The sequence below is a fragment of the Mycolicibacterium lutetiense genome (genome assembly GCF_017876775.1).
Taxonomy (GTDB): Bacteria; Actinomycetota; Actinomycetes; order Mycobacteriales; family Mycobacteriaceae; genus Mycobacterium; species Mycobacterium lutetiense.
On the sequence record NZ_JAGIOP010000002.1, the window covers coordinates 291030 to 311780 of the forward strand.

22 protein-coding genes are annotated in these 20751 nt (G+C 65.7%); 10 read left to right on the forward strand and 12 right to left on the reverse strand.

What is annotated here, in order from left to right; all coding sequences use genetic code 11:
* Positions 1–27 precede the first annotated feature (27 nt).
* A complete protein-coding gene (locus JOF57_RS10565; RefSeq protein WP_209916276.1) occupies positions 28–684 on the reverse strand; it encodes a C40 family peptidase in 657 nt (218 codons plus the stop codon).
* A 549-nt stretch (positions 685–1233) separates the two neighbouring features.
* Between JOF57_RS10565 and JOF57_RS10570 the strand changes: the two genes are divergently transcribed.
* Positions 1234–2007: an ArsR/SmtB family transcription factor gene (locus JOF57_RS10570; protein ID WP_209923234.1), complete on the forward strand. Its 774-nt coding sequence runs from the start codon at positions 1234–1236 to the stop codon at positions 2005–2007.
* Here JOF57_RS10570 and JOF57_RS10575 read toward each other — a convergent pair.
* From JOF57_RS10575 to JOF57_RS10595, 5 genes are all read right to left on the reverse strand, one after another.
* Positions 2004–4904, reverse strand: coding sequence for an MMPL/RND family transporter (locus JOF57_RS10575; protein ID WP_209916278.1), 2901 nt, complete (start codon positions 4902–4904; stop codon positions 2004–2006). The two genes, JOF57_RS10570 and JOF57_RS10575, sit on opposite strands and share 4 nt — an antisense overlap.
* Positions 4901–5374, reverse strand: a complete 474-nt coding sequence (locus tag JOF57_RS10580) for an MmpS family transport accessory protein (protein ID WP_209916280.1) — start codon at positions 5372–5374, stop codon at positions 4901–4903. Before JOF57_RS10580 ends, JOF57_RS10575 begins: the two co-directional genes overlap by 4 nt.
* Before the next feature lie 415 nt (positions 5375–5789).
* Positions 5790–6269, reverse strand: a complete 480-nt coding sequence (locus JOF57_RS10585; RefSeq protein WP_209916281.1) for a DUF5078 domain-containing protein — start codon at positions 6267–6269, stop codon at positions 5790–5792.
* 29 nt (positions 6270–6298) lie between these two features.
* Positions 6299–6625 carry a DUF732 domain-containing protein gene (locus JOF57_RS10590; RefSeq protein ID WP_209916283.1) on the reverse strand — a complete coding sequence of 109 codons (327 nt, stop codon included), beginning with the start codon at positions 6623–6625 and terminating at the stop codon, positions 6299–6301.
* Between the two features lie 47 nt (positions 6626–6672).
* Positions 6673–7833: an alkaline phosphatase family protein gene (locus tag JOF57_RS10595; protein ID WP_209916284.1), complete on the reverse strand. Its 1161-nt coding sequence runs from the start codon at positions 7831–7833 to the stop codon at positions 6673–6675.
* Positions 7834–7933: 100 nt separating this feature from the next.
* On the opposite strand from JOF57_RS10595, the gene JOF57_RS10600 reads away from it, so the two are divergent.
* The 3 genes from JOF57_RS10600 (at position 7934) to JOF57_RS10610 (ending at position 10761) form a co-directional block, all read left to right on the forward strand.
* Positions 7934–8485, forward strand: coding sequence for an Rv1352/Rv1906c domain-containing protein (locus JOF57_RS10600; protein ID WP_209916285.1), 552 nt, complete (start codon positions 7934–7936; stop codon positions 8483–8485).
* A 216-nt stretch (positions 8486–8701) separates the two neighbouring features.
* Positions 8702–9916, forward strand: a complete 1215-nt coding sequence (locus JOF57_RS10605) for an acyltransferase family protein (protein WP_209923235.1) — start codon at positions 8702–8704, stop codon at positions 9914–9916.
* 155 nt (positions 9917–10071) lie between these two features.
* A complete protein-coding gene (locus JOF57_RS10610; protein WP_209916286.1) occupies positions 10072–10761 on the forward strand; it encodes an Rv0518 family GDSL lipase in 690 nt (229 codons plus the stop codon).
* 41 nt (positions 10762–10802) lie between these two features.
* On the opposite strand, the gene JOF57_RS10615 is transcribed toward JOF57_RS10610, so the two are convergent.
* Together JOF57_RS10615 and JOF57_RS10620 are read right to left on the reverse strand one after the other, a co-directional pair.
* A complete protein-coding gene (locus JOF57_RS10615; protein WP_209916287.1) occupies positions 10803–11465 on the reverse strand; it encodes an MOSC domain-containing protein in 663 nt (220 codons plus the stop codon).
* 19 nt (positions 11466–11484) lie between these two features.
* Positions 11485–11730 (reverse strand): hypothetical protein, encoded by a 246-nt coding sequence (locus tag JOF57_RS10620; RefSeq protein ID WP_209916288.1) that lies wholly within the window; start codon positions 11728–11730, stop codon positions 11485–11487.
* A gap of 102 nt (positions 11731–11832) precedes the next feature.
* On the opposite strand from JOF57_RS10620, the gene JOF57_RS10625 reads away from it, so the two are divergent.
* Both JOF57_RS10625 and JOF57_RS10630 read left to right on the forward strand, forming a co-directional pair.
* A complete protein-coding gene (locus JOF57_RS10625) occupies positions 11833–12801 on the forward strand; it encodes an o-succinylbenzoate synthase (RefSeq protein WP_209916289.1) in 969 nt (322 codons plus the stop codon).
* A gap of 160 nt (positions 12802–12961) precedes the next feature.
* A complete protein-coding gene (locus JOF57_RS10630; protein ID WP_209916291.1) occupies positions 12962–13285 on the forward strand; it encodes a hypothetical protein in 324 nt (107 codons plus the stop codon).
* A 3-nt stretch (positions 13286–13288) separates the two neighbouring features.
* Here JOF57_RS10630 and JOF57_RS10635 read toward each other — a convergent pair whose 3' ends face one another.
* Positions 13289–14182 carry an aminoglycoside phosphotransferase family protein gene (locus JOF57_RS10635; protein ID WP_209916292.1) on the reverse strand — a complete coding sequence of 298 codons (894 nt, stop codon included), beginning with the start codon at positions 14180–14182 and terminating at the stop codon, positions 13289–13291.
* A gap of 62 nt (positions 14183–14244) precedes the next feature.
* Between JOF57_RS10635 and tpx the strand changes: the two genes are divergently transcribed.
* Complete coding sequence (tpx, locus tag JOF57_RS10640) at positions 14245–14736, forward strand: thiol peroxidase (RefSeq protein WP_209916294.1); 492 nt, start codon at positions 14245–14247, stop codon at positions 14734–14736.
* Positions 14737–14806: 70 nt separating this feature from the next.
* Here the strand turns inward: tpx and tenA are convergent, their stop codons facing one another.
* Positions 14807–15490, reverse strand: a complete 684-nt coding sequence (gene tenA / locus JOF57_RS10645; RefSeq protein ID WP_209916297.1) for a thiaminase II — start codon at positions 15488–15490, stop codon at positions 14807–14809.
* Between the two features lie 267 nt (positions 15491–15757).
* Here tenA and ripD point away from each other — a divergent pair, with 267 nt between their 5' ends.
* From ripD to JOF57_RS10660, 3 genes are all read left to right on the forward strand, one after another.
* Positions 15758–16390, forward strand: a complete 633-nt coding sequence (gene ripD / locus JOF57_RS10650; RefSeq protein ID WP_209916299.1) for an NlpC/P60 family peptidoglycan-binding protein RipD — start codon at positions 15758–15760, stop codon at positions 16388–16390.
* Between the two features lie 77 nt (positions 16391–16467).
* On the forward strand, positions 16468–17526 hold the full coding sequence (locus JOF57_RS10655; RefSeq protein ID WP_209916301.1) for a M48 family metallopeptidase: 1059 nt from the start codon (positions 16468–16470) through the stop codon (positions 17524–17526).
* A gap of 55 nt (positions 17527–17581) precedes the next feature.
* Entirely contained in the window at positions 17582–18364 is a 783-nt protein-coding gene (locus tag JOF57_RS10660) for a hypothetical protein (protein WP_209916303.1), read from the forward strand.
* Between the two features lie 4 nt (positions 18365–18368).
* On the opposite strand, the gene JOF57_RS10665 is transcribed toward JOF57_RS10660, so the two are convergent.
* On the reverse strand, positions 18369–19055 hold the full coding sequence (locus tag JOF57_RS10665) for a CPBP family intramembrane glutamic endopeptidase (protein WP_209916305.1): 687 nt from the start codon (positions 19053–19055) through the stop codon (positions 18369–18371).
* A 116-nt stretch (positions 19056–19171) separates the two neighbouring features.
* Positions 19172–20749, reverse strand: a complete 1578-nt coding sequence (locus JOF57_RS10670; RefSeq protein WP_209916307.1) for a TerD family protein — start codon at positions 20747–20749, stop codon at positions 19172–19174.
* Positions 20750–20751 lie beyond the last annotated feature (2 nt).

Consider the following 20751-nt stretch of genomic DNA (forward strand, 5'->3'; position numbering starts at 1 on the left):
GCTCGCGGACCACCGACCGGTGTGATGTCAGACGGCGATCGGCGCCGGTACGTCGGGCGCAGGGGGCGCCGGCGGGGGCGGGACATCCAGCACGATGGGTGCCGGGGCGTCCATCGGGGCCACCGGGGGGATCGCCTCGGCCGGCGGCGGCGGTGCGAACGGGTCGATGGGCGCCGGGGCGGCCATGAGATCGATCGGCGGGGGCGGCGGGGGAGCGAAGGGGTCGATGGGTGCCGGGGCCGCCATCGGATCGATAGGCGGGGGCGGCGGAGGCGCGAACGGGTCGATGGGGGCGTCCTGCGGCGCTTCCACTGCCATGGGCAGGTACATGTGGCGGTTGAACTGGCGCTGGTATGCGCCGCCGCCGCCAACTTTGACGCCGTTGCCGCCCTCGCCCGAGGACACCGCCGTGCCGTCCGGCAGGGTCACGGCGGTGTGGCCGCTGTTCCAGCCGATCACCAGGGCGCCGGGCTGTGTCCCGTACTTGAAGCCGCGGGCCAGGAGCGCACGCTCCTGGTTTCCGGTGTTGAACCGGTCCCCGTAGACCGGGCGGCCGGTCGCCATATTGCTGACCCAGGAAGCCAGACCTGAGCAGTCGGTACCGGCCGGCGAGTCTCCACCCGAGATGTACGGCGTGCCCGAAACCTGCTGGACAAGCGCCATAAGCGTCGCGATAGCAAACATGCGGCGGGACGCTAGCAGAGCTGATTTTGAGCGGGCAAAATTTGTGACTCCGTTCACAACCGATGCCGCGTATGGACTGCTTCACGCATTTTGGGATTGGGTGTGGTTGTCTGCACGTGCAATTCGGTTGCCAACGGCGGGTGCATCACCGGCTATCGGTAGACGTATCGAACTATCGTCAATAGTGCTGCGGCACTGGGGTTTGTACTGCGTTTGGGTACGCTGCACATGGCTTCGACGGCCGATCTCAAACCTGAATTTCATTGATGTGAAGGAGTTTTCGGAGCACGACGTATCACGCGCCCGAACCTGAGACGTCGTCGGTGTCGATATCGGCACACCTGACGTGCACTCCATATATCTGGAGCGGGTGTTCTGAGGTGCTGGCAACGTCGACCCCTTCCGATGGTGGCTGGGAGCCGCCGGTCCCGCACGGTGATCGACGGTTCTGAGGCCTGCGCCAGGGCCCGGCGAAGCGTTGACATGCAGCCAATTGGCTGCATAATCGATGGGGTAGCCGGGCGGGTTGCGTATGACGGGATGGTGAGGGTGGACGAGGTCTTCAGAGCACTGGCGGATCCGAGTCGGCGACTGCTGCTCGACAGCCTCAACGACACGAACGGTCAGAGCCTGCGAGAGCTCTGTAGCGGCCTGTCGATGGCCCGGCAGTCGGTCAGCAAGCATCTGGCGGTGCTGGAGGCGGCCAACCTCGTCACGACCCTGCGTCAGGGCAGGGAGAAATTGCACTACCTCAATGCCGAACCGATCAACGCCATCGCCGACCGCTGGATCGACCGATACGACTCCACGCGGGTGGAGGCCTTCGCTGACCTGAAGACGGTATTGGAAAGCCCCGGCAAGCCCGGAGAGTTCGTGTACACCACCTACATCCTCACCACGCCGGAGAGGCTGTGGCAGGCGATCACCAACCCGGCGTACTCCCGCGGCTATCTGGGACATGCCATCGAATCCGAGTGGCAGAAGGGTTCGACCTACACCTGGGTCGAAGGCGGGTTACGGATCGATGACCCCGAGCAGGTGATCGTCGAGTCCGACGCGTATCAGCGGTTGGCCTTCATGTACCACGCGTTTACGCCCGAACTGCGACAGATTGCCCCGGACGTGAACGAGGAGGACATCGTCAAGGCGGCGGCCGAACCCCGGTCGCGCGTGTCGTTCGACATCGAACCGGTCGGGGATCAGGTGAAGCTCACGCTGAGCCACGACGGTTTCGACCCGGCCGGCGCCGTGCGAGAGATGATCTCGCACGGTTGGCCGATCAAACTGTCCAGCCTGAAGTCCGGACTGGAGCAGGCAGCCTAGGCCAGCGAGTCCTGCGGCTCGCGCTGGACGGGAGTGGGCCACGGCGCCGGCAGGGGACGCTGGCGCACCCGCTGCGGCCACCAGAACCACTTGCCCATCAGCGCGGCGATCGACGGGGTCATGAAGGACCGGATGACCAGGGTGTCGAAGAGCAGACCCAGGCCGATGGTGGTGCCGACCTGGCCGATCACGGCCAGTTCGCTGATCGCCATCGACATCATGGTGAAGGCGAACACCAGGCCCGCCGAGGTGACCACCGAGCCGGTACCGCCCATGGCGCGGATGATGCCGGTGTTCAGGCCGGCATGTATCTCTTCTTTGAACCTGGCGACCAGTAGCAGGTTGTAGTCCGCACCCACGGCCAACAACACAATGACCGCCATCGCGATCACCATCCAGTGCAGCTCGAGCCCGATCAGGTGCTGCCAGATGAGCACCGACAGGCCGAATGATGCGCCGAGCGACAGGACCACGGTGCCGACAATGACAGCGGCGGCGACCACGCTTCGGGTGAGGATCAACATGATGATGAAAATCAGGCACAGGGCCGCGATTCCGGCGATCATCAGGTCGTAGTTGGCGCCTTCCTGCATGTCCTTGAAGGTGGCCGCGGTGCCGCCGAGGTAGATCTTCGAGCCCTCCAGCGGGGTGCCCTTGATGGCCTCTTTGGCCGCCTGTTGGATCCCCTCGATGTGGGAGATCCCTTCGGGGCTCATCGGATCGCCCTCATGGCTGATGATGAAACGCACTGCGTGCCCGTCGGGGGACAGGAACATCTTCATGCCGCGCTTGAAGTCCGGATTATCGAAGGTTTCCGGCGGCAGATAGAACGAGTCGTCGTTCTTGGAAGCGTCGAACGCCTGGCCCATGGCCGTCTGGTTCTCCATCATCGCTTCCATCTGATCCTGCAGACCGCCCATCGTGGCCTGCATCGTCAGCATCATGTTCTTCATGTTCTTCATCGTCGTGATCATCGGGGGCATGATCGTGAGCATCTGTGGCATGAGCTCATCGAGACGGTCCATGTCCGGCATCAGTTTCTGGATGTCGTCGGTCATGGTGTCGATGCCGTCAAGGGTGTCGAAGACCGAACGCATCGACCAGCAGAGCGGGATGTTGAAGCACTTGGGTTCCCAGTACAGGTAGTTGCGGATCGGTCGCAAGAAGTCGTCGAAATCGGCGATGTGATCGCGCATTTCGGCCACATCGACGACCATGGTGTGCATCTTGCCGACCATGCTGTGGGTGGTGTCCGACATTTCCTTGGTCAGCCGGAGCATTTTCTCCATGGTGTCGACCGTTTTTTGCATCTCGTCGGCCTGAACCAACATGTCCTTCATGCGGTCCTGCATGTATTTCATGTTCATCATCTGGGTCGTGCCCTGCATGCTGATCTGGAACGGGATCGAGGTGTGCTCGATCGGCGTTCCCTGTGGGCGCGTGATGGCCTGGACCCGAGAAATGCCGGGTACCTGGAAGATTCGCTTGGCGATCCGGTCCACGACCAGGAAGTCCGCCGAGTTGCGCAGATCGTGATCGCTTTCGATCAGCAACAATTCGGGGTTCATCCGGGCCTGCGAGAAGTGGCGGTCAGACGCGGCGTAGCCGGTGTTGGCGGGCAGATCCGCCGGGAGGTACTGACGGTCGTTGTAGTTGGTCTTGTACCCGGGCAGGGTCAGCAGCCCGATCAGTGACAGTGCGATGGTGGCGATCAGGATCGGCCCGGGCCAGCGGACGACCGCGGCACCGATCTTGCGCCAGCCGCGGGTGCGCATGGCCCGCCTGGGTTCCAGCGTCCTACCGAACCTGCTGGCCACCGAGATGATCGCCGGTCCCAGCGTCAGGGCGGCGACAACGCCGGTGACCATGCCGATGGCCAACGGGATGCCCAGCGACCGGAAGTACGGAAGATTGGTGAAGTGCAGACACAGCGTGGCGCCGGCGATGGTCAGGCCTGAGCCCAGCACCACATGCGCGGTGCCGTGGAACATCGTGTAGTACGACTGCTCCCGGTCCTCGCCGACACTTCGGGCCTCTTGATATCGGCCTATCAGGAAGATCGCGTAGTCGGTGGACGCCGCGATGGCCAGCGTGACCAACAGGTTGGTGGCGAACGTCGAGAGACCGATGACGTTGTAGTAGCCCAGAGCGGCGACGACGCCGCGCGCCGCTGAGAGCGACAGCACCACCATGACCAGCGTGAGGAGCACCGTCACGATGGAGCGGTAGACCAGCAGCAGCATGATGATGATGACCGTGAAGGTCAGCGCCTCGATGATCCTCACACTGCGGTCACCGGCGATGTGCTGGTCGGCGGCCAACGCAGCCGGCCCGGTCACGTAGGCCTTGACGCCCGGCGGCGGCGTGACACTCTCGACGATCTTCTGGACGGCCTCGACAGATTCGTTGGCCAGCGCCTCGCCCTGGTTACCGGCGGTGTAGACCTGCACGTAAGAGGCCTTGCCGTCGGAGCTCTGGGCGCCCGAGGCGGTCAGCGGGTCGCCCCAGAAATCCTGGACGTGCTCAACGTGGGCTTTGTCGGCCTCGAGCTTGGCGACGACCTCGTCGTAGTAATCGTGCGCTTTGATGTCGAGCGGCTCGTCGCCCTCGAGCACGACCATGACCGAGCTGTTGGACTTGAACTCCTGGAACACCTCGCCGACACGCTTCATGGCGATCATCGACGGAGCCTGGTCGGGGCTCATCGATACCGACCGCATCTTGCCCACCTCTTCGAGCTGGGGCACAACGGTGTTCAGGATGCCGATGAGGGCGACCCAGCCGATGATGATCGGGATGGCCAGCCGCCGGATCCACTTGGCGATCCCACCCTGCTGGGCCTGCCGCGGCGACCCGGCGACCGGGAAGGCGTCAGTGGGGGCGTCGTGGGTGCTCATGCAGATTTCACCAAGCAGAAGGTCTGGGCGTTCACGCCGTTGGAGGTTCTCTCGTCCTTGAGCTCGTCATCGACGGTGATGCGGCAGCTGATGGTGTCGCCGTTGCCCTGCGCGACGATGTTGGGGAAGACCGACGGCGCGGTGGACTCCAGACGGAGCGTCCACGGCAGGGTGACCCCGTCGATGCGCTGGGGCTGGGCGTCGAGATCGAGGTAGTTCACGTCGGCCGTCGCCCCGGGCACGCCGTAGATCTCGTAGACCACGACCTTGGGGTCGAAGGGCTTGGTGTCATCGACCTTGGCGCTGGAGATCCCGGCGCCGCCGCCGGCGCCGAAGAACGTGCGAACCCGCATCACTGTGAATCCACCGACGAACACCACCGCGACGATGATCAACGGAATCCAGAACCTCTTGGCCAGGCCCGAAAGTGAAAACTGCTTCCGGCGAGAGTTTTTCGTCGCGTTGGTCATCGTGAAATGGCACCGGTCCGTCGGTTGTGGGCAGTGTGGGTATTGAGGCGGTGAGGTGAAGCGGCCACGCCGTCGGCATTGCAGTCGATGGGGGAGCGCCCGTGCACCATGTTCACCTTGATATGCCTCGCTGTCTAGCCGAATGGCTAACTAAAAACTTAGCGAGATATTAGCTTATTTAAATGAGTGACAAAACGGTGACACAGGTGTGATGCCGCGGCCGCGGTGACGCCGTGCTGTCGGTGCACTCCCGACTTCGGCAACAGCCTCGTAGTGCGAGGTCAAACGGCTTTTTCGGCCCTGTCAACTGCGCTCCGGGGTTGAATCTGTGCTACCGGATGTGATGGAGCTAACGGAATCGGGCTGGGCCTCGCCGCCGTGTCGGCAGCGATACCCAGCCCGTGTGGAGTTTCGGTCAGTGCCAGTTCCAGACCGACATGTCGTTGGGCGGGTAGTTCTGGCAGACGTCGGTGGTGTTGGCGGCGACGCCCTTGTTGTTGAAGAACAGTTTGGCCCAGTTCGGCCAGCGCCAGGCCATGTTCTCGAAGAAGGCGTTGGTGGCCGTGTTCTCGGAGTATTGGCGGCGGCCGGCGTAGTCCATGGAGAAGAACCAGTGGATGCGGTCCTGGGCGCCCAGCTGGTCGGCGACGGGCTTGTTGTTGTAGTCGATCATGTAGCGCTCGTAGTAGACGGGTTCGACGTCGCGGGCGGCGGCCATGATCTGTTCGGCGGTACACGGGGTGCGCAGGATGCGGTTGGGGATGGGGTAGTCGTCGGTGGCATCGGCGGAGGCGGTGCCGACCCCAGCTAGGCCAGTGGCGATTCCGGCCCCGACCAGGCTGCCGGCGACCGCGCAGGCGGCGACGCCGGTGCGGATCAGGTTCTTGACGCTCATGCGGTTGGACATGGTGCTCCCAAAGTCGGTTAGTGCGCGGCCTGCTCGTAGACGGAGCGCTGATCGGGGCAGTAGTAGTTGATGGCGGTGCCGGTGAACTGCCAGGCCTGGGCGTCGGTGCTGTCCTTGGCCAGTTGCTTCTTCACGAAGCCGACCGAGTCCTGGGCGGTGTGGTCGACGCCGTTGTGGAGCCGCTTGCACATGATCTTGGCGATCCAGGCGTTGTAGTCCCGCTGCCCGTAGATGCCAAAGGTGTGCAGCTCATTGGCGAAATCAGTATCCATCTCGGCTTGTGCGGGAGCGGCGAAGGCGATTGCCGCCGCGGCACCGATCACTGCCAGCCCTGCAAGCTTCATGCGGTGAATCTTAGCCCATCTAAGCCTGTTTCTGGTGTGCGGTTCGCTCAGCCGATCGCCGACAGCAGCGGGACATATTGCTCGGCATGCGTCAGCGAACCGTGATGGCCGATCAATGCGGACTCCAGGGGTTCGGCCTGGCGCCTCAGCAATGCAGCTGAGCCGCGCGCTGCGGCGACGACATCACCGATTCGGGGCCGGACGTCGTCACATACCCGAGGCCCGAACCAGCCCGCCGCGATGGCCTCGTTCCGAGACATCACCCATGCGGAGTCTGCCAGGGTGGCGCGCCATGCGCTGAGAACGTCGTCGGCCGCACCGGCGGCGGTGTAGATGTGCCGGGCGCGGGCTTCGCCACCGACGGCGGCTACCCCGTCGCGGAGTGGGCCGCATTCATCGATGTCTACTGCCGCCACGGGATCGACAGCGACCATGCCGTGGTCGGCCACCACGGTCAGCAGACACTCCGATGGCAGGGCCTCCAACACCGACTCCACCAGGCGGTCGACCTGCCGCAACTCCATCCGCCAGGCGGGCGACCCGGGCCCGTGCAGGTGGCCCATCAGGTCGAGGTCGGCGTGGTATCCGTAGCAGAAGCCGTGGCCTGCGACGGCCGCGATGATCTCGGCAGCGAGATCGCCGAGGGCATGCACGCCGACGTAACGTCCGCCGCGCAGCAGCGCCCGGGTCAGTCCGGAACCGGCGTACGCGGCGCCCGATACGACCGAGACCTCGAAACCGGCCTGTCCGGCCCGCTCGAAGGTGGTGGGCGCCGGTTGGATCTGTTCGGGCACCACGCGATCTCGAAGATCGGGTCCCCACGGATGGGGGCGCCACCGTAGCGCGTTGATCACATCGAATTCCGGGCCGGCTTCGGGGACCCGGAACGAGTAGCCGACAAATCCGTGTTCACCCGAGCGATGTCCGGTACCGATCGCCGCCAAACCCGCTGCCGTGGTGGACGGGAACCCGACGTGCAGTGTCGGATTGGCTGTCGTATCCGACAAGGCGGTGAGGACCGGGGCATCGGCGGCATGGGCGGCCAATAGGTCGGCGCCGAGTCCGTCGATCAGCAGAACGCATGCTCCGCGGATCGGGCCGGGCCAGGAAATCCGGGCATCGAACCCAGGTGCGCCCATCGCGGCGAGCACCGACGGGACCACATCGGCCAGGTGGGGTGCATCGGGATCGGGACGCGCTGGCTCCACACCGCGAGCGTGCCACAGATCACGTGGGCGGGTTTTGTCGCCGCAGACCTCCACCCAATGGCGCCCGAGCATTCCGCGCTACCCGGTACCCTGGATTTTCATGAAGCCGATGAAAGCCGTGATCCTCGCGGCCGCCCTGGTGGTGTCTGCAGGCGGGGCGTTCAGTGGCATCGCCAGCGCCGACCCGGACGCGCCGGCTCCTGGCCCTGCGCCCGGTCCGCCCCCGGGTCCAGTCGCGACGGCCCCAGCAGCCCCCGCGGCTCCGGACGCCCCCGCGGCTCCCGCTGCCGTGAAGACGATGGACCACGACGGCCTCTTCATGGTCGGTACCGACATCCAGCCGGGCAACTACGCCTCGGCTGGGCCGGTCGAGGGCGGCACCTGCTACTGGAAACGCATGGCCGATCTGCACGGCGGCGACATCATCGACAACGCGTTCACCAAGAAGCCACAGGTCATCACGATCGAGGCGACCGACAAGGCGTTCAAGACGAGTGGTTGCCAGCCATGGCAGCCGACCGACGCCGTCCCCGAAACTCCGGCCAGCGGCCCGATCCCGGCGCTGGTCGGCGGGGCCAAGCTGCGCTCGTGGATGGACACGCTGAACAACAACGCCCGCAACTACGACGGTTCCTCGGTGCCGATGCCGTAACGTCGGCAAATGCTTTGCTGCACAAGCTCACCCGCCCCGGTGTTCGCGTGCCCAAGCGTGTGACACGGGAAGCGCACACCGCGTGGGGAGCGCGACCGGCACCGGCCCGCTGCTAGTCTGCGAGGGCTGCCGGTTGCGCGAATCGCGGGCTGATCCGCCCGGCCAGTCGCGGCGGGAACGTGACGAATCAGCTCGGTGGATACGGAAAAGGGTGTTGTGCGCGGCGCAGAGATCAAGGCCCTGACGGGACTGCGCGTCGTTGCCGCGGTGTGGGTGGTTCTCTTCCACTTCCGGCCCTTGCTCTACCAGGTGGCACCTGATGTCACCGAAGCGCTCGCTCCCGTGCTCGATCGTGGCGCACAAGGCGTCGACCTGTTCTTCATCCTCAGCGGATTCGTTCTCACCTGGAACTACATCGACCGGATGGGGCCGACCTGGTCCACCCGGGCCACATTGCACTTCTTGTGGCTGCGGTTGTCGCGGGTGTGGCCGGTGTACCTCGTCACGCTGCACCTGGCGGCACTGTGGCTGATCTTCACCCTCAACGTCGGGCATATCCCACCTGAGGACACCAGTGGCTACAACGCCATCAGCTACGTGCGGCAACTGTTCCTGGTTCAGCTGTGGTTCCAGCCCTACTTCGACGGCACGAGCTGGGACGGGCCGGCATGGTCGATCAGCGCCGAGTGGTTGGCCTACCTGCTGTTCGGAGCGCTGATCCTGGTCATCTTCCGGATCGCCCGTGCCACCCGGGCGCGCGGACTGATCCTGCTGGCCATCGTCGCTGCAGTACCACCGGTCGTGCTGTTGATGGCCACGGGCCACTTCTACACCCCGTGGAGTTGGCTGCCCCGGATCGTCATGCAGTTCACCGCCGGTGCGCTCGCATGCGCCGCGGTGCTCAAGCTGCATCTGACGGATCGGACCCGGAAGCGTGCGGGCTATCTCTCGATCGTGTTGGGCGCGGCCATCGTCGGCGGACTGTACTTCTTCGACAAACACCCGTTGAACACCGTCGGCGATGCCGGCGGGATGGTCGACATCCTTTTCGTCCCGCAGGTCGTCGCCTTGGCGGTAGGCATCGGCAGCCTGCCGGCATTGCTGTCCACCCGACTTCTGGTCTACGGCGGACAGATCTCGTTCGGCCTGTACATGGTGCACGAGTTGGTCCATACCGCCTGGATCTGGACCACCAGGCAATTCGAGCTGACCCTGACACCCACGCTCTCGGGTAAGGCGACACTGCTCGGGCTGTTCGCGATCTCGGTGATCGGCGCGATCGCGCTGTACCACCTCGTGGAGGAGCCGGCCAGGCGATGGATGCGCCGGATGGTCGACATCCGCCCGGTCGAGGGGTCGAACCAGAAACTGCACCGGATAGACACTGAGTCGGCAGACCGGTCCGACGAGGTTACAGCCCGCGCAGGCTGACCGCTGTAACCATCCAAACCCCGTGCGCGACAGGTTGTTATGCCCTTGTTATCGCTGTGTCACCGACCGCCTATCTACGGTCGTGATTCACACCTTAGGCTGTCCCGGTATCGCGGTCCGGGACGAATTGAGTCTCGCCGGCAGTGGAGGTTGCAGTGAGTCGTCTGACCATTTTCATCGTCTCACTCGGCCTATTGGTCGGGCTGTTCGCGCAGGCTCCTCAGCAGCGCTTTGTCACTTCGGGCCTGGACCCCCAGATCAACCACATCGCGGTGATCGGGGACTCCTACACCACCGGCATGCTCGCTGAGGGAGGCATGGGCCCGAGAAACTGGGCGCCGCTGGCCTGGCAGAAGCTGGCACAACGCGGTGTGCAGGTGGACGCCGATGTGGTTGCCGAGGGTGGCGCCGGCTACGAGGCGCGCGGTAACCGCGGCAACGTCTTCGCCGACCTGACGCCCAGGGCAGTGCAGCCTGACGACGCATTGATCGTCTTCTTCGGGTCGCGTAACGACAAGGACGCCGACCTGGGTCTGGTCACCCGGTTGAGCCACGATGCCCTCATGATGGCACGGCAGGCTGCGCCCAACGCCCGGATGCTGGTGATCGGGCCGCCGTGGGTGAACGCCGATGTTCCGCCGAATCTGTTCGGTGTTCGTGACATCCTGCGGGATCAGGCCCGGCAGGTAGGGGCGACGTTCGTCGATCCGATCGCCGAGCGCTGGTTCTTCGACAACCCGGAGTTGATCGGGGCCGACGGCATCCACCCGACCGACGCCGGCCACGCCTACATGGCCGACAAGATCGCCCCGTTGATCGGCAACGAACTTCCGCGCTGGATCTGAGCGGGGGAACAGCCTGCCCCGCCGAGGTGGGCCCCCGTCAATCAGCCCGAGGCGGTGCGGCGTTCGGCGAGCTCCCGCAGGGGTTCGGGCAGGGCATCGGCCCGCAGGATCTCGGGAAGCAGATTCGGCTCCAGGGTGAGCGCCCGGAACACGAATCCGATGGTGATGCCGTGGTCGGGCCGATCGGTCACCACGATCTCATCTCCCGCCGACACCGCACCGGGTGCCACCAGACGTAGGTAGGCGCCCGGAATCGCTGCTCTGGTAAAGGTTTTGACCCATCCGTTGAGCTGCAACCAGTTGGCGAACGTCCGGCAGGGGATACGTGGCCGGGACACTTCGAGCTCGAGCCCGTCGGAACCGACCCGCCACCTCTCGCCGAGGGCGGCGTTGGTGACGTCGATGCCCGCCGTCGTCAAGTTCTCGCCGAACACGCCGTTGGCGATCTCACGGTCCAACTCGGTCTGCCAGTTGTCGAGGTCCTCACGGGCGTAGGCGTACACCGCTTGATCGTCGCCGCCGTGGAATTGCTGGTCGCCGATCGTGTCGCCGACGAGGCCGCTACCGAGCCCGCCATGCATCGGACCCGGTGCGCGTACCGCGACAGCCCCGTCGACGGGCCGTTTGTCGATGCCGGTGACGGCGCGGCCCTCGGCGGTGTTCGGTCGTGGATGCGCCACGTTGACCGTCAGAACGTGCGCCATGACGCACAGCGTAGTGGGCTTAGAAGAGCGGCGTCGCAACGCCATCCGCGGCCGGCGGCCGCACCGGCATGCACAGCCCGGTCGCGGTGTCGAGCTGCCGACCCGGTATGCAGAAAGGTGCACAACCGTAGATGACGCCGGTTTCCCCGGGAGCGCACGCCGAGCTCAGCGCCGGCGTCACGATCGTGGCCACCGCCATCGAGCCGGCCGACAGCACCGCGGCCGACACCACTGTGAATACCCCGCGCCATACCGCGCTCGTCATTGGTTGTCTCCTCATGAGCTACACCTCTCCGGACGTACGGGCGCAGTCTAAGCCGCGGGTTGTCTGCCCACGGCCGGTTCCGTCCGCTAGCGTCACGTGGTTGTGCAGACCCTGATCGACTTTGACCGTGCGCCGGTTTTCGCCATCCCGACCATCGAGCCGGTCGCCGGGCTCTCGATGCGCGAGGGCATGCTCATCGAGGGGCCGCAGGGCTGGGGGGAATTCAGCCCGCTGCCGCATGAGCCCGCGCTGGGCCGCTGGCTCACGGCGGCTATCGAGCCAGGGACCGTCGGCTGGCCCGATCCGGTGCGTGGACGAGTACCCATCGCGGCCACCATTCCCGCTGCCGTCGACGCCGCGCGGGCGCGCGATATCGCCGCCGCATCGGGTTGTCGGACCGCGGCGGTCGAGGTCGGTGTCGGGGGATTGGCCCAGGACATCGAGCGGGTCCGGGCCGTGCGCGACGGGCTCGGCGCGGATGGCGCCCTCAGATGTGACGCCAAGGGGCGGTGGGATCCGGACACCGCGGTCACCGCCATCGCTGCTCTCGATCGCGCGGCCGGCGGACTGGAGTTCATCGCGCAGCCGTGCCCCACGATCGGTGAGCTGGCGCAGGTGAGGCGCCGGGTCGAGGTGCCCATCGCGGCCGGCGAGTCGATCCGCGAATCCGACGATCCGATGGGTCTGCGGCTCGGCGAGGCAGCCGACATCGCCGTACTCGCGACGGGGCCGTTGGGCGGGGTCCGGCGCGCGTTGCGCGTCGCCGAGGCCTGCGGGTTGCCCTGCGTGGTCACCTCGACGCTGGAGACGACCATCGGACTTGCGGCGGGGCTCGCGCTGGCGGGCGCGCTACCCCAGTTGGCGTTCGCGTGCGAGCTGGGGACCAGGGGATTTCTCGCCGGCGACGTCGTCGCGGATTCGCGTTCCCTGGTCGCGGTGGATGGCTACCTCCCCGTCGCGCCGATGCCCCCGGAGCCGCAGCGCGACCGACTCGAGCAATACGCCGTGATCGACCCGGCCCGGCTGGCGTGGTGGCGCGAGCGCCTCCAGAGTGCCATTTCTGCCTCCTGAACTGCACTGATGTCGTTTCAGGGGAGATCATGCAGGACCGGGAGCAGCAACCTTCGCCGAACAGATTCAAGTAGCGCACTACGCATGTGTGCGACGTGGCGGCAACTCGAGAATCGACTGCGTCAGCTACCGCTGGCGGGAAGATCCAACGGAGGATGCCATGTCGTTGTTCGCGAAGCTGTCGGAACTCCGGGCCGTAAAGACCCAGGACTCCGGTGGGACCGACGCGCTCAGTATCAGCCGAGCTGACGGGTTTCAGTTCAAGGCTGTCTCGATGTGCCAGGGGGATGTGGTGGATCTGGACCGACTGCTGCCGTTCGACGGCCAGTTGGAGATCGTATTGAGGGAGGTGGACCTGCGTACCGACGATATGGAGGATGTCGGCTCGATCTTCATCCGCTCGGACGAGCTGGGGCGGGGAGAGCTCACCCGGCAGTTCTGTGGCGCAGGCGCACTGTACGACCTCACGTACAAGGTCATCTGAGCGTCAGTCCTGCACCGCCTTGGCAATCGCCACACATCTGGTGAGCCAGTCTGCGTCGGGTTCGGGCGTTTCGGTCAGCTCCCACATCGCGTTGTGCACCATCCGTACGATCACCCAGGCTCGGGCCCGTTCGCCATCCAGGCCGGCCGCGTCGACCAATGCTGAAAACCGGCGCCTGACACCCTCGCGAACATAGCCGGCCAGCTCATCCCATCGGTTCCACAACATCGGCGCGAGCTCGTAATGCGGGTCGCCGTTCATCGGCTTGGGATCGATCAGCAGCCATGGCTCGCGGTCAGCGGCGAGGACGTTCTCGTAGTGCAGGTCGCCGTGGATCAGGGTGCCGGTGGCGTCGGGATCGGTGGCGAGATCCCTGCCGAGGGTGATCGCCTGCTCCACCAGCCGCCGTGGAACCGGGGCGTTGCGGGGGAGTCGCGCCAGGTCGGCGTTCCACCGCGCGGTGTATTCGGCGAGTGACCGCAGCTGGGGCAGGGGCGGCACATGAATTCGGCCGTACAGATCGGCGACGATCTCGCATGCCTCGATGTCCCAGAGCTCGTTGAGGTTTCGGTGGTGCAGCCGTTCCAGCAGCATCGTCCGACGGTGCGGGTCGGCGCGCAGCAACCGCACCGCGCCGGCGCCCGCCCACCGGCGCAACGCCAGGTGTTCGTGTTCGGACTCGTCGTCGGGAAATGCGGCCTTGAGAACTGCGGGCACACCCTCATCGGTCCGTACCGGCAGCACGATCGAGCAATAGCCGTGAAGCGCGGTCCCGTCGGGGTGCAGATCCCACTCGTCGAATTGGTCCCGGATCGTGCGCGGCAAGCCATCGACCCACGATTGCCACTGCGGCCCGCGCCGGGCCATCGCGCGCACGGCCTCGGGCAGATCGGTCATCGTGCCCCATCGTCGCACCCCGGCGCGCCCGCGCGGCATCCGGTTTTGACAGACTGTGCCCTATGGCACAGATAACTCTCAAGGGAAACCCCATCAACACGGTCGGCGACCTGCCCGCTGTCGGTAGCCCGGCCCCGAGCTACTCGCTCGTCGGCACCGATCTCGGCGCCGTCAGCAGCGATCAGTTCCAGGGCAAGCCAGTGGTGCTGAACATCTTCCCGTCGGTCGACACCGGGATATGCGCCGCCAGCGTGCGTGCCTTCAACGAGCGCGCGGCGAACGGCGGCGCGACCGTCGTGTGCGTGTCGAAGGATCTGCCGTTCGCACTCAGCCGTTTCTGCGGCGCCGAGGGGATCGAGAACGTCGTCACCGCGTCGACGTTCCGTGACTCCTTCGGAGAGGATTTCGGAATCACCATGGCCGACGGTCCGATGGCCGGTCTGTTGGGACGCGCCGTCGTCGTCGTCGGTGCCGACGGCAACGTGGTCTACACCGAACTGGTGCCCGAGATCGTCCAGGAGCCCAACTACGACGCGGCGCTGGCCGCGCTGTAGTAGTCGTCCCCGTTCTTCGCCGGCGCCTGCGCGTCGGCGAAGAACGGTACGGGCAACCGGTGGGCCGCCCTCAGATGGGCCATTGTTCGCGGCGATGAGCCGCGTCGAAGAACATCCATTCGTATTTCGCCGTGACCTCGAAATGAGTTCGTGCGGCGGCCTCGTCCGCCCCGCCCAGTGTCGGTCCGACTCGATCGGTCAGGGCGAGCACTTCAGAAACCGTGGCGGCGAATTCGTCGCCGCCGTAGCTGTCGATCCACCGCTGATAACGCCGATCCGGTGATCCGCGTTCCAGTAGCGCCGCCCCGACCCGGGCGTAGATCCAGTAGCACGGCAGCACCGCCGCCAAGCCTTCGGCGAAAGTGCCGCCGTAGGCGGTGGCCAGCAGATAGCTCGTGTAAGCGCGGGTCGTCGGTGCGACCGGCGTCGCGTTCAACATCTCGATATCCAGCCCCAACTCCGGGAGCAGTTCGCTGTGCAAACCCAATTCGACATCGAAGACCTCGGCGGCATGCCGGGAGAACATCGCGGTGTCGGCCAGGGCGGGGGCCTTGGCGGCGACGATGGCCAAGGCGCGGGCATAGTCGCGTAGGTAGTGGACGTCCTGTGCCACGTAGTGGGCGAACGCCGCGTCGTCGAGGCTGCCGTCGGTCAGGCCGGTCAGGAACGGGTGCGCGAGGATCGCGGTGAACGTCGGTTCGATCGGCTCCCACAGTCGGGCCGACCAGGATTGCGGATGTTCGTCGGGGTGCATGCCACCATCGTGTCAGGTGATCGGCAAACGCGGTTACCCCTCTCTACATACCCTGTACCACAACCGTTTTCGGGGTGGTGCTGTCAAACCGGACCGGCTGCAAGCGCTTTGCCTCGGGTAACCGTTGGGTCACGGTACTGCATCTGATCGATCTTGTGCCCCATGCTAATTGGGCAAATCGGTTACTCGGCGGTACAAATGGTTGACCCGGCTGACAACGACCAGCGGTCGGTGTCTCCTTTTGCTGGTCGAGAGAGTTGATGTTCGATGAGACGTACCTTTGCCCTGCTGTTCGGTCTGGCATTCCTGGTAGCGGCTCCCGGACTGGCCGGCGCCGCACCGATCGAACGCCCGACCGGCAACCAGCAATTTATCGACCTTGTGATCGCGCGCGCGATGTCGCAGCGCGGTGTGCCCTTCAGCTACGGCGGCGGGGACATCAACGGGCCGACCCGTGGCGTCGCCCGCAGCCTCCCGGCCCCGGGTCTGCTTCCGACGACGACGCCGCCGCTCGCGGGCGGACTGACCCCGGGTTTGTCGACCCCCGCGCTCGCCGCCCCGGTCGCTCCGGTTGCCCCGGTCGCTCCGGGTTTCGGACTTGCGCCGGATCCCTCGGCGAATGTGGTCGGATTCGATGCCTCCGGACTCATCGTCTATGCCTTCGGCGGGGTCGGGGTGAAGATGCCGCGGTCGTCCGGTGAGCAATACAAGGTCGGGCAGAAGGTGCTGCCCGCCCAGGCGCTGCCCGGTGACCTGATCTTCTACGGACCTGAGGGCACCCAGAGCGTGGCGCTCTACCTCGGCGACAACCAGATGATCCAGGGCACCGATCCCGCCGTTGCGGTCACACCGGTGCGCGGCGAGGGCATGACCCCGTATTTGGTCCGCATCATCGCCTGAGTCCATACTCGTGCGCCGGGGCAGCCCAACCCTTCCGTAGGGTTTGACCCGTCGACGAGGAAGGGCGCACCGCACCGATGGAACAGATACCCGCGACTGCGCGGACCGTATTTCCCGGCATCAGCTCGCGGGCCTGGGAACATCCGGCGGACCGGACCGCGCTGACCGCGCTCCGTCGGCTCAAGGGCTTCGATCAGATCCTCAAGGTGCTGTCGGCGATGCTGCGTGAACGCAAGCACCGGCTGCTGTATCTCGCCAGCTCGGCGCGGGTGGGTCCACGCCAGTTCGCCGATCTTGATGCGCTGCTTGACGATTGCGTGCAGGTGCTTGACGCTCCGGTGCGTCCGGAGATGTTCGTGATTCAGTCGCCGGAAGTCAATGCGTACTGCATCGGCATGGATGATCCGTTCATCGTCATCACCTCGGCCATGTACGACCTGATGTCGCACGACGAGATGCGTTTCATCGTCGGCCACGAACTCGGGCACGCACTCAGCGGCCATGCCGTGTACCGCACGATGCTCAATCATCTGCTGCGGCTGGCCTCGTCATTCGGCTTCATCCCGCTCGGGGGCTGGGCGCTGCGGGCGATCGTCGCCGCGCTGCAGGAATGGCAACGCAAATCCGAACTTTCGGGGGACCGCGCGGGGCTGTTGTGCGGACAGGACTTCGACACGGCGATTCAGGTCGAACTGAAGCTGGCGGCGGGCAGCCATCTCGAGAAGCTTGACACACAGGCGTTCCTCGCCCAGGCGCGTGACTATGAGGCGACCGGAGACATGCGTGACGGGCTGCTCAAACTGCTCAACCTGGAGTTGCGCACACATCCCTTCTCGGTGCTGCGGGCGGCGGCGCTGACGAAGTGGGTTGATACCGGCGGATACGGCGCGATCATGGCCGGTGACTATCCGCTGCGGTCCGACGACGACACGGCGAGCTGGAACGACGACGTCAGTGCGGCGGCGCGCCACTACAAGGACGGCTTCGACCAGTCCAACGATCCGTTGATCCGCGGGATCCGGGATGGCGTGGGCGGCGTCGTCGACGGAGTGGGGCAGGCCGCGACGAGCGCCGCCGACGCGATGGGCCGCAAGATCTCCGAGTGGCGCCGCAACACCGGGGCGAACGACCAATAGCGGTCCGATGGGTGGTAGCCGTCGGATCAACGGTAAGCCCCTAGACTAGGCGGTCGTGGGCATCCTTTTTGGCTTCGCGCCGTGGATCATCTATTGGGTACTCGTCGGCAATGTGCCGTTCCTCGTCGCCGTACTGGTGGCGCTCGTGGCGGCGATCGCGACATTCGTGATCAGTCGGATCTCGGGGGAGCCGGGGCGCACCCTCGAGGTCGGTGCACTCGCGACGTTCATCGTGCTGACGATCTTGACCCTGGTGCTGAGCCAGGACGTCATGGAGCGCTGGATCCAACCGTTGAGTACCGCGGGAATCTTCCTGGTCGCGTTGGTCGGTCTACTGCTCGGCAAGCCGTTCGTGCTGGAGTTCGCCGCGGCGGGCCAACCGCCTGGAGTCGTGGAAAGCGACCTGTTCCAACGGATCGTCAAGATCCTGACCTGGATCTGGGTGGGCGCATTCGCCGGGATGACGATCTCCTCGGCAATTCCGCCGATCGTGCAGGGTGACGCCACGATTCTGGACACCAAGACTCCGCTGTCGTTCATCTGCTACTGGGTCATCCCGTTCATCCTGCTGGGCCTGGCCGCGCTGGCCTCACGCGTCCTGCCCGACCGAATGACGGCCGGCATCAACGACATTGTGCGGAAGACGACCTTCGTGGCGTTCTCCGAGGCCGAGATCGACCAGCTCTACTACCTGGCTCAAGAGCACGCCAATCGCGAGGTCGGCGCCGGGCAGGAGGCCTACGACGTTCGGGTCGGTGGTTCGGGAACGCCGTTGGTCGGCGATGAATCCCGAATGTCGTGGCCCTCGACGTACAAGGTGCGCGACCGCAGGAAGTAGCAGTTCAGCGCGCCGGCATCATTCCCAACAGGCCGAACATCATGACGACGCCAGGCAGCAGGTTGGTCACCTGGTGGGCGATGATGCTGCCCCACAGACTGTCGGAGTACAGCCGCGCCAATGCAATTGGGATGGCGACGACCAGCAGCAGCGGAGCCCGCTCGAGTTCCAGGTGGGCCAAGGCAAATACGAGGGTGGACACCATCATCGCCACGATGCGTCCCCAGCGTTGCTCGAGCGCACCCCACAGCAGTCCGCGGTACACCACTTCTTCGCAGATGGGTGCGATGAACGCGACGAGCAGTAGGACGGTCACCGCCAGGGGCCACCCGGTCCGAACGCCTTCGTAGACCCCGCCGACGGCGGAGGTCGCGTCGGGTCCGACGATCGACTGGTACAGCAACGCGGCCGGCAGTGTGACGAACAGCCCGCCGATGCCGAATGCCAACCCGAGACCGACTGCACGCCAGGACCATTGCCATCGAAAGTCGATGCGGGCGCCGTTGCCGCGCCATCTCGCGATGGCGACGGCCAGGGCCGCGGCGACGAGTGTGGGCACCCCGATCGCGAGGGTGATCAACCAGGCCGGCGGCGGGCCCGGCGGCGCGAAAAGACCGAACGCGACCGAGGTGAGCAGATAGGCGGCCTCGACGAAGACGAACGCGCCGAGTCCCCAGCGATGGGCGATCACGTGGCTTCGAAGCTGCGCATGGCTTGACGGCGAGCGTCACGCTCGAAGCCGGGAGCCGCCCTGAAGCTCAATCCAAACCCCATGAGCGCCTCCTCTTTTGGTATTGCTCGTCGCGGTCAGCGAAAGGTCTCGGCCAGCGCCGCGCTGATCTGGCCGATCCGATGATCAATCCCTAATCCGCAGGGTGCGAATTGCCACACATTGTGCGTCCACGGGTCGCACAGCGACGCGCCCTGGTCATCGACCGGCAGGTGCAGGCAATGTTCGGCGATATCGCGAAGCACCGGGGTCGGCGCGATGGTGTCCCATTGCGGGTCACCGGTGAACACCAGCGACACGTTGGCGCCGTCGGCCATGTTGATCAGACTGACCACATCGGAGTAGGCCTCGGCGGGCATGGCGTATCCGAAATCAGCGATGAGCACCACGCCGCCGGCCGGCACTGCTTCGCCTGCCTCGCGTCGCAGCGTCGCCAGATCGGCCTGCTCGATCAAGTGCTGCAACCGGCCCACAACCTCGCCGGGTTCGGTCACCACCGGGCGTGGCATGTGCGCGGCCAGCGGCTGCCACAGTGGCCGCAGGCCTCCTGATATGTCGATGATGTCGAGTGTGGGAGCGGCATGGGTCACCGCGGCCAGCAGCCGCAACACCAGCGACGCCGCCACCGGTGCCGCAGCCGAAGACTCGGTGCTGTCAAGCCAAATTGGGCGCCGCAGCGGTGCCGACACGCAAAACGGGACGGTGAGCGAACCGACGTCGGGCACGGTGACTGTGCCCACCCGGATCCCGTTGCTGGGTGCACGCACCGCCTGCGACCACGTCGGAGCCTCCCACGGGGCCAGCGCCGACGGTAGCTCACCGTCGAGGGCGACCAGCTCGGCGCTCAGGTGCGCTGCGTCGCGCTGGTAATCGCCCTGGGCGCGGGCCATGAGCTCGTCATGGCGGTGTTCGGCGGTTTTGAGCGCATCCTGGGCCGCGGCGGTGTTTCGGGTGGCCGGATCAGCGATGGCGGCCGACATCTCGGTGTCGCGACGCTCCTCGGCGAACCCGCGCGCGGCCAGCAGCGCCGAGGTGATGCGGGCAGCGTCTTCGTGGATCATCGCGAGTCGTTCGAGGGGATTGCTGTCACCGAGCGGTTCGATCGGTGCGTGCATGGCACCCGCGGGGGGCACATGTGCGACCGCGGGAATGACCGGCGGGGCGGTGGTTGCCGACGCCGATTCTGCGGTGGCAGGCAGGTTGAGATGGTGGGCGCCGAGCAGCTCGCCCAACCCACCCGAATAGCCTTGCCCGACGGCGCGGACTTTCCACCGGCCGTCTCGACGGTAGAGCTCGAAACAGACCATGGCCGGATGGATCTGGGCCCCGATGTTGAAGGCGATGTCGTCGGCCTCGCCGGTCAACCGGCAGGTCAGTTCGGAATGTGTCGACGGGTCGGTGGCGATGCACAACACGCGCGCGACGTCGGGGTCGAGCGCGTCGATGCGGATGTCGACCGCGCCGGTGTGAGCCAGGGTCACACCGGCGGGACGCACCACATGCACAGTGGACACGAAATGATCGGCCGTCGTCGCACGTCCGTGCTCGTCGAGCAGCAATGCAGCCACTCCACCGATTTGACCGGCGACCTCGAATCGCAGATTGCGTTGCGACAGTGCATGATTCTGGCCTGCCACGAGCGTGTCCACTGTCATGT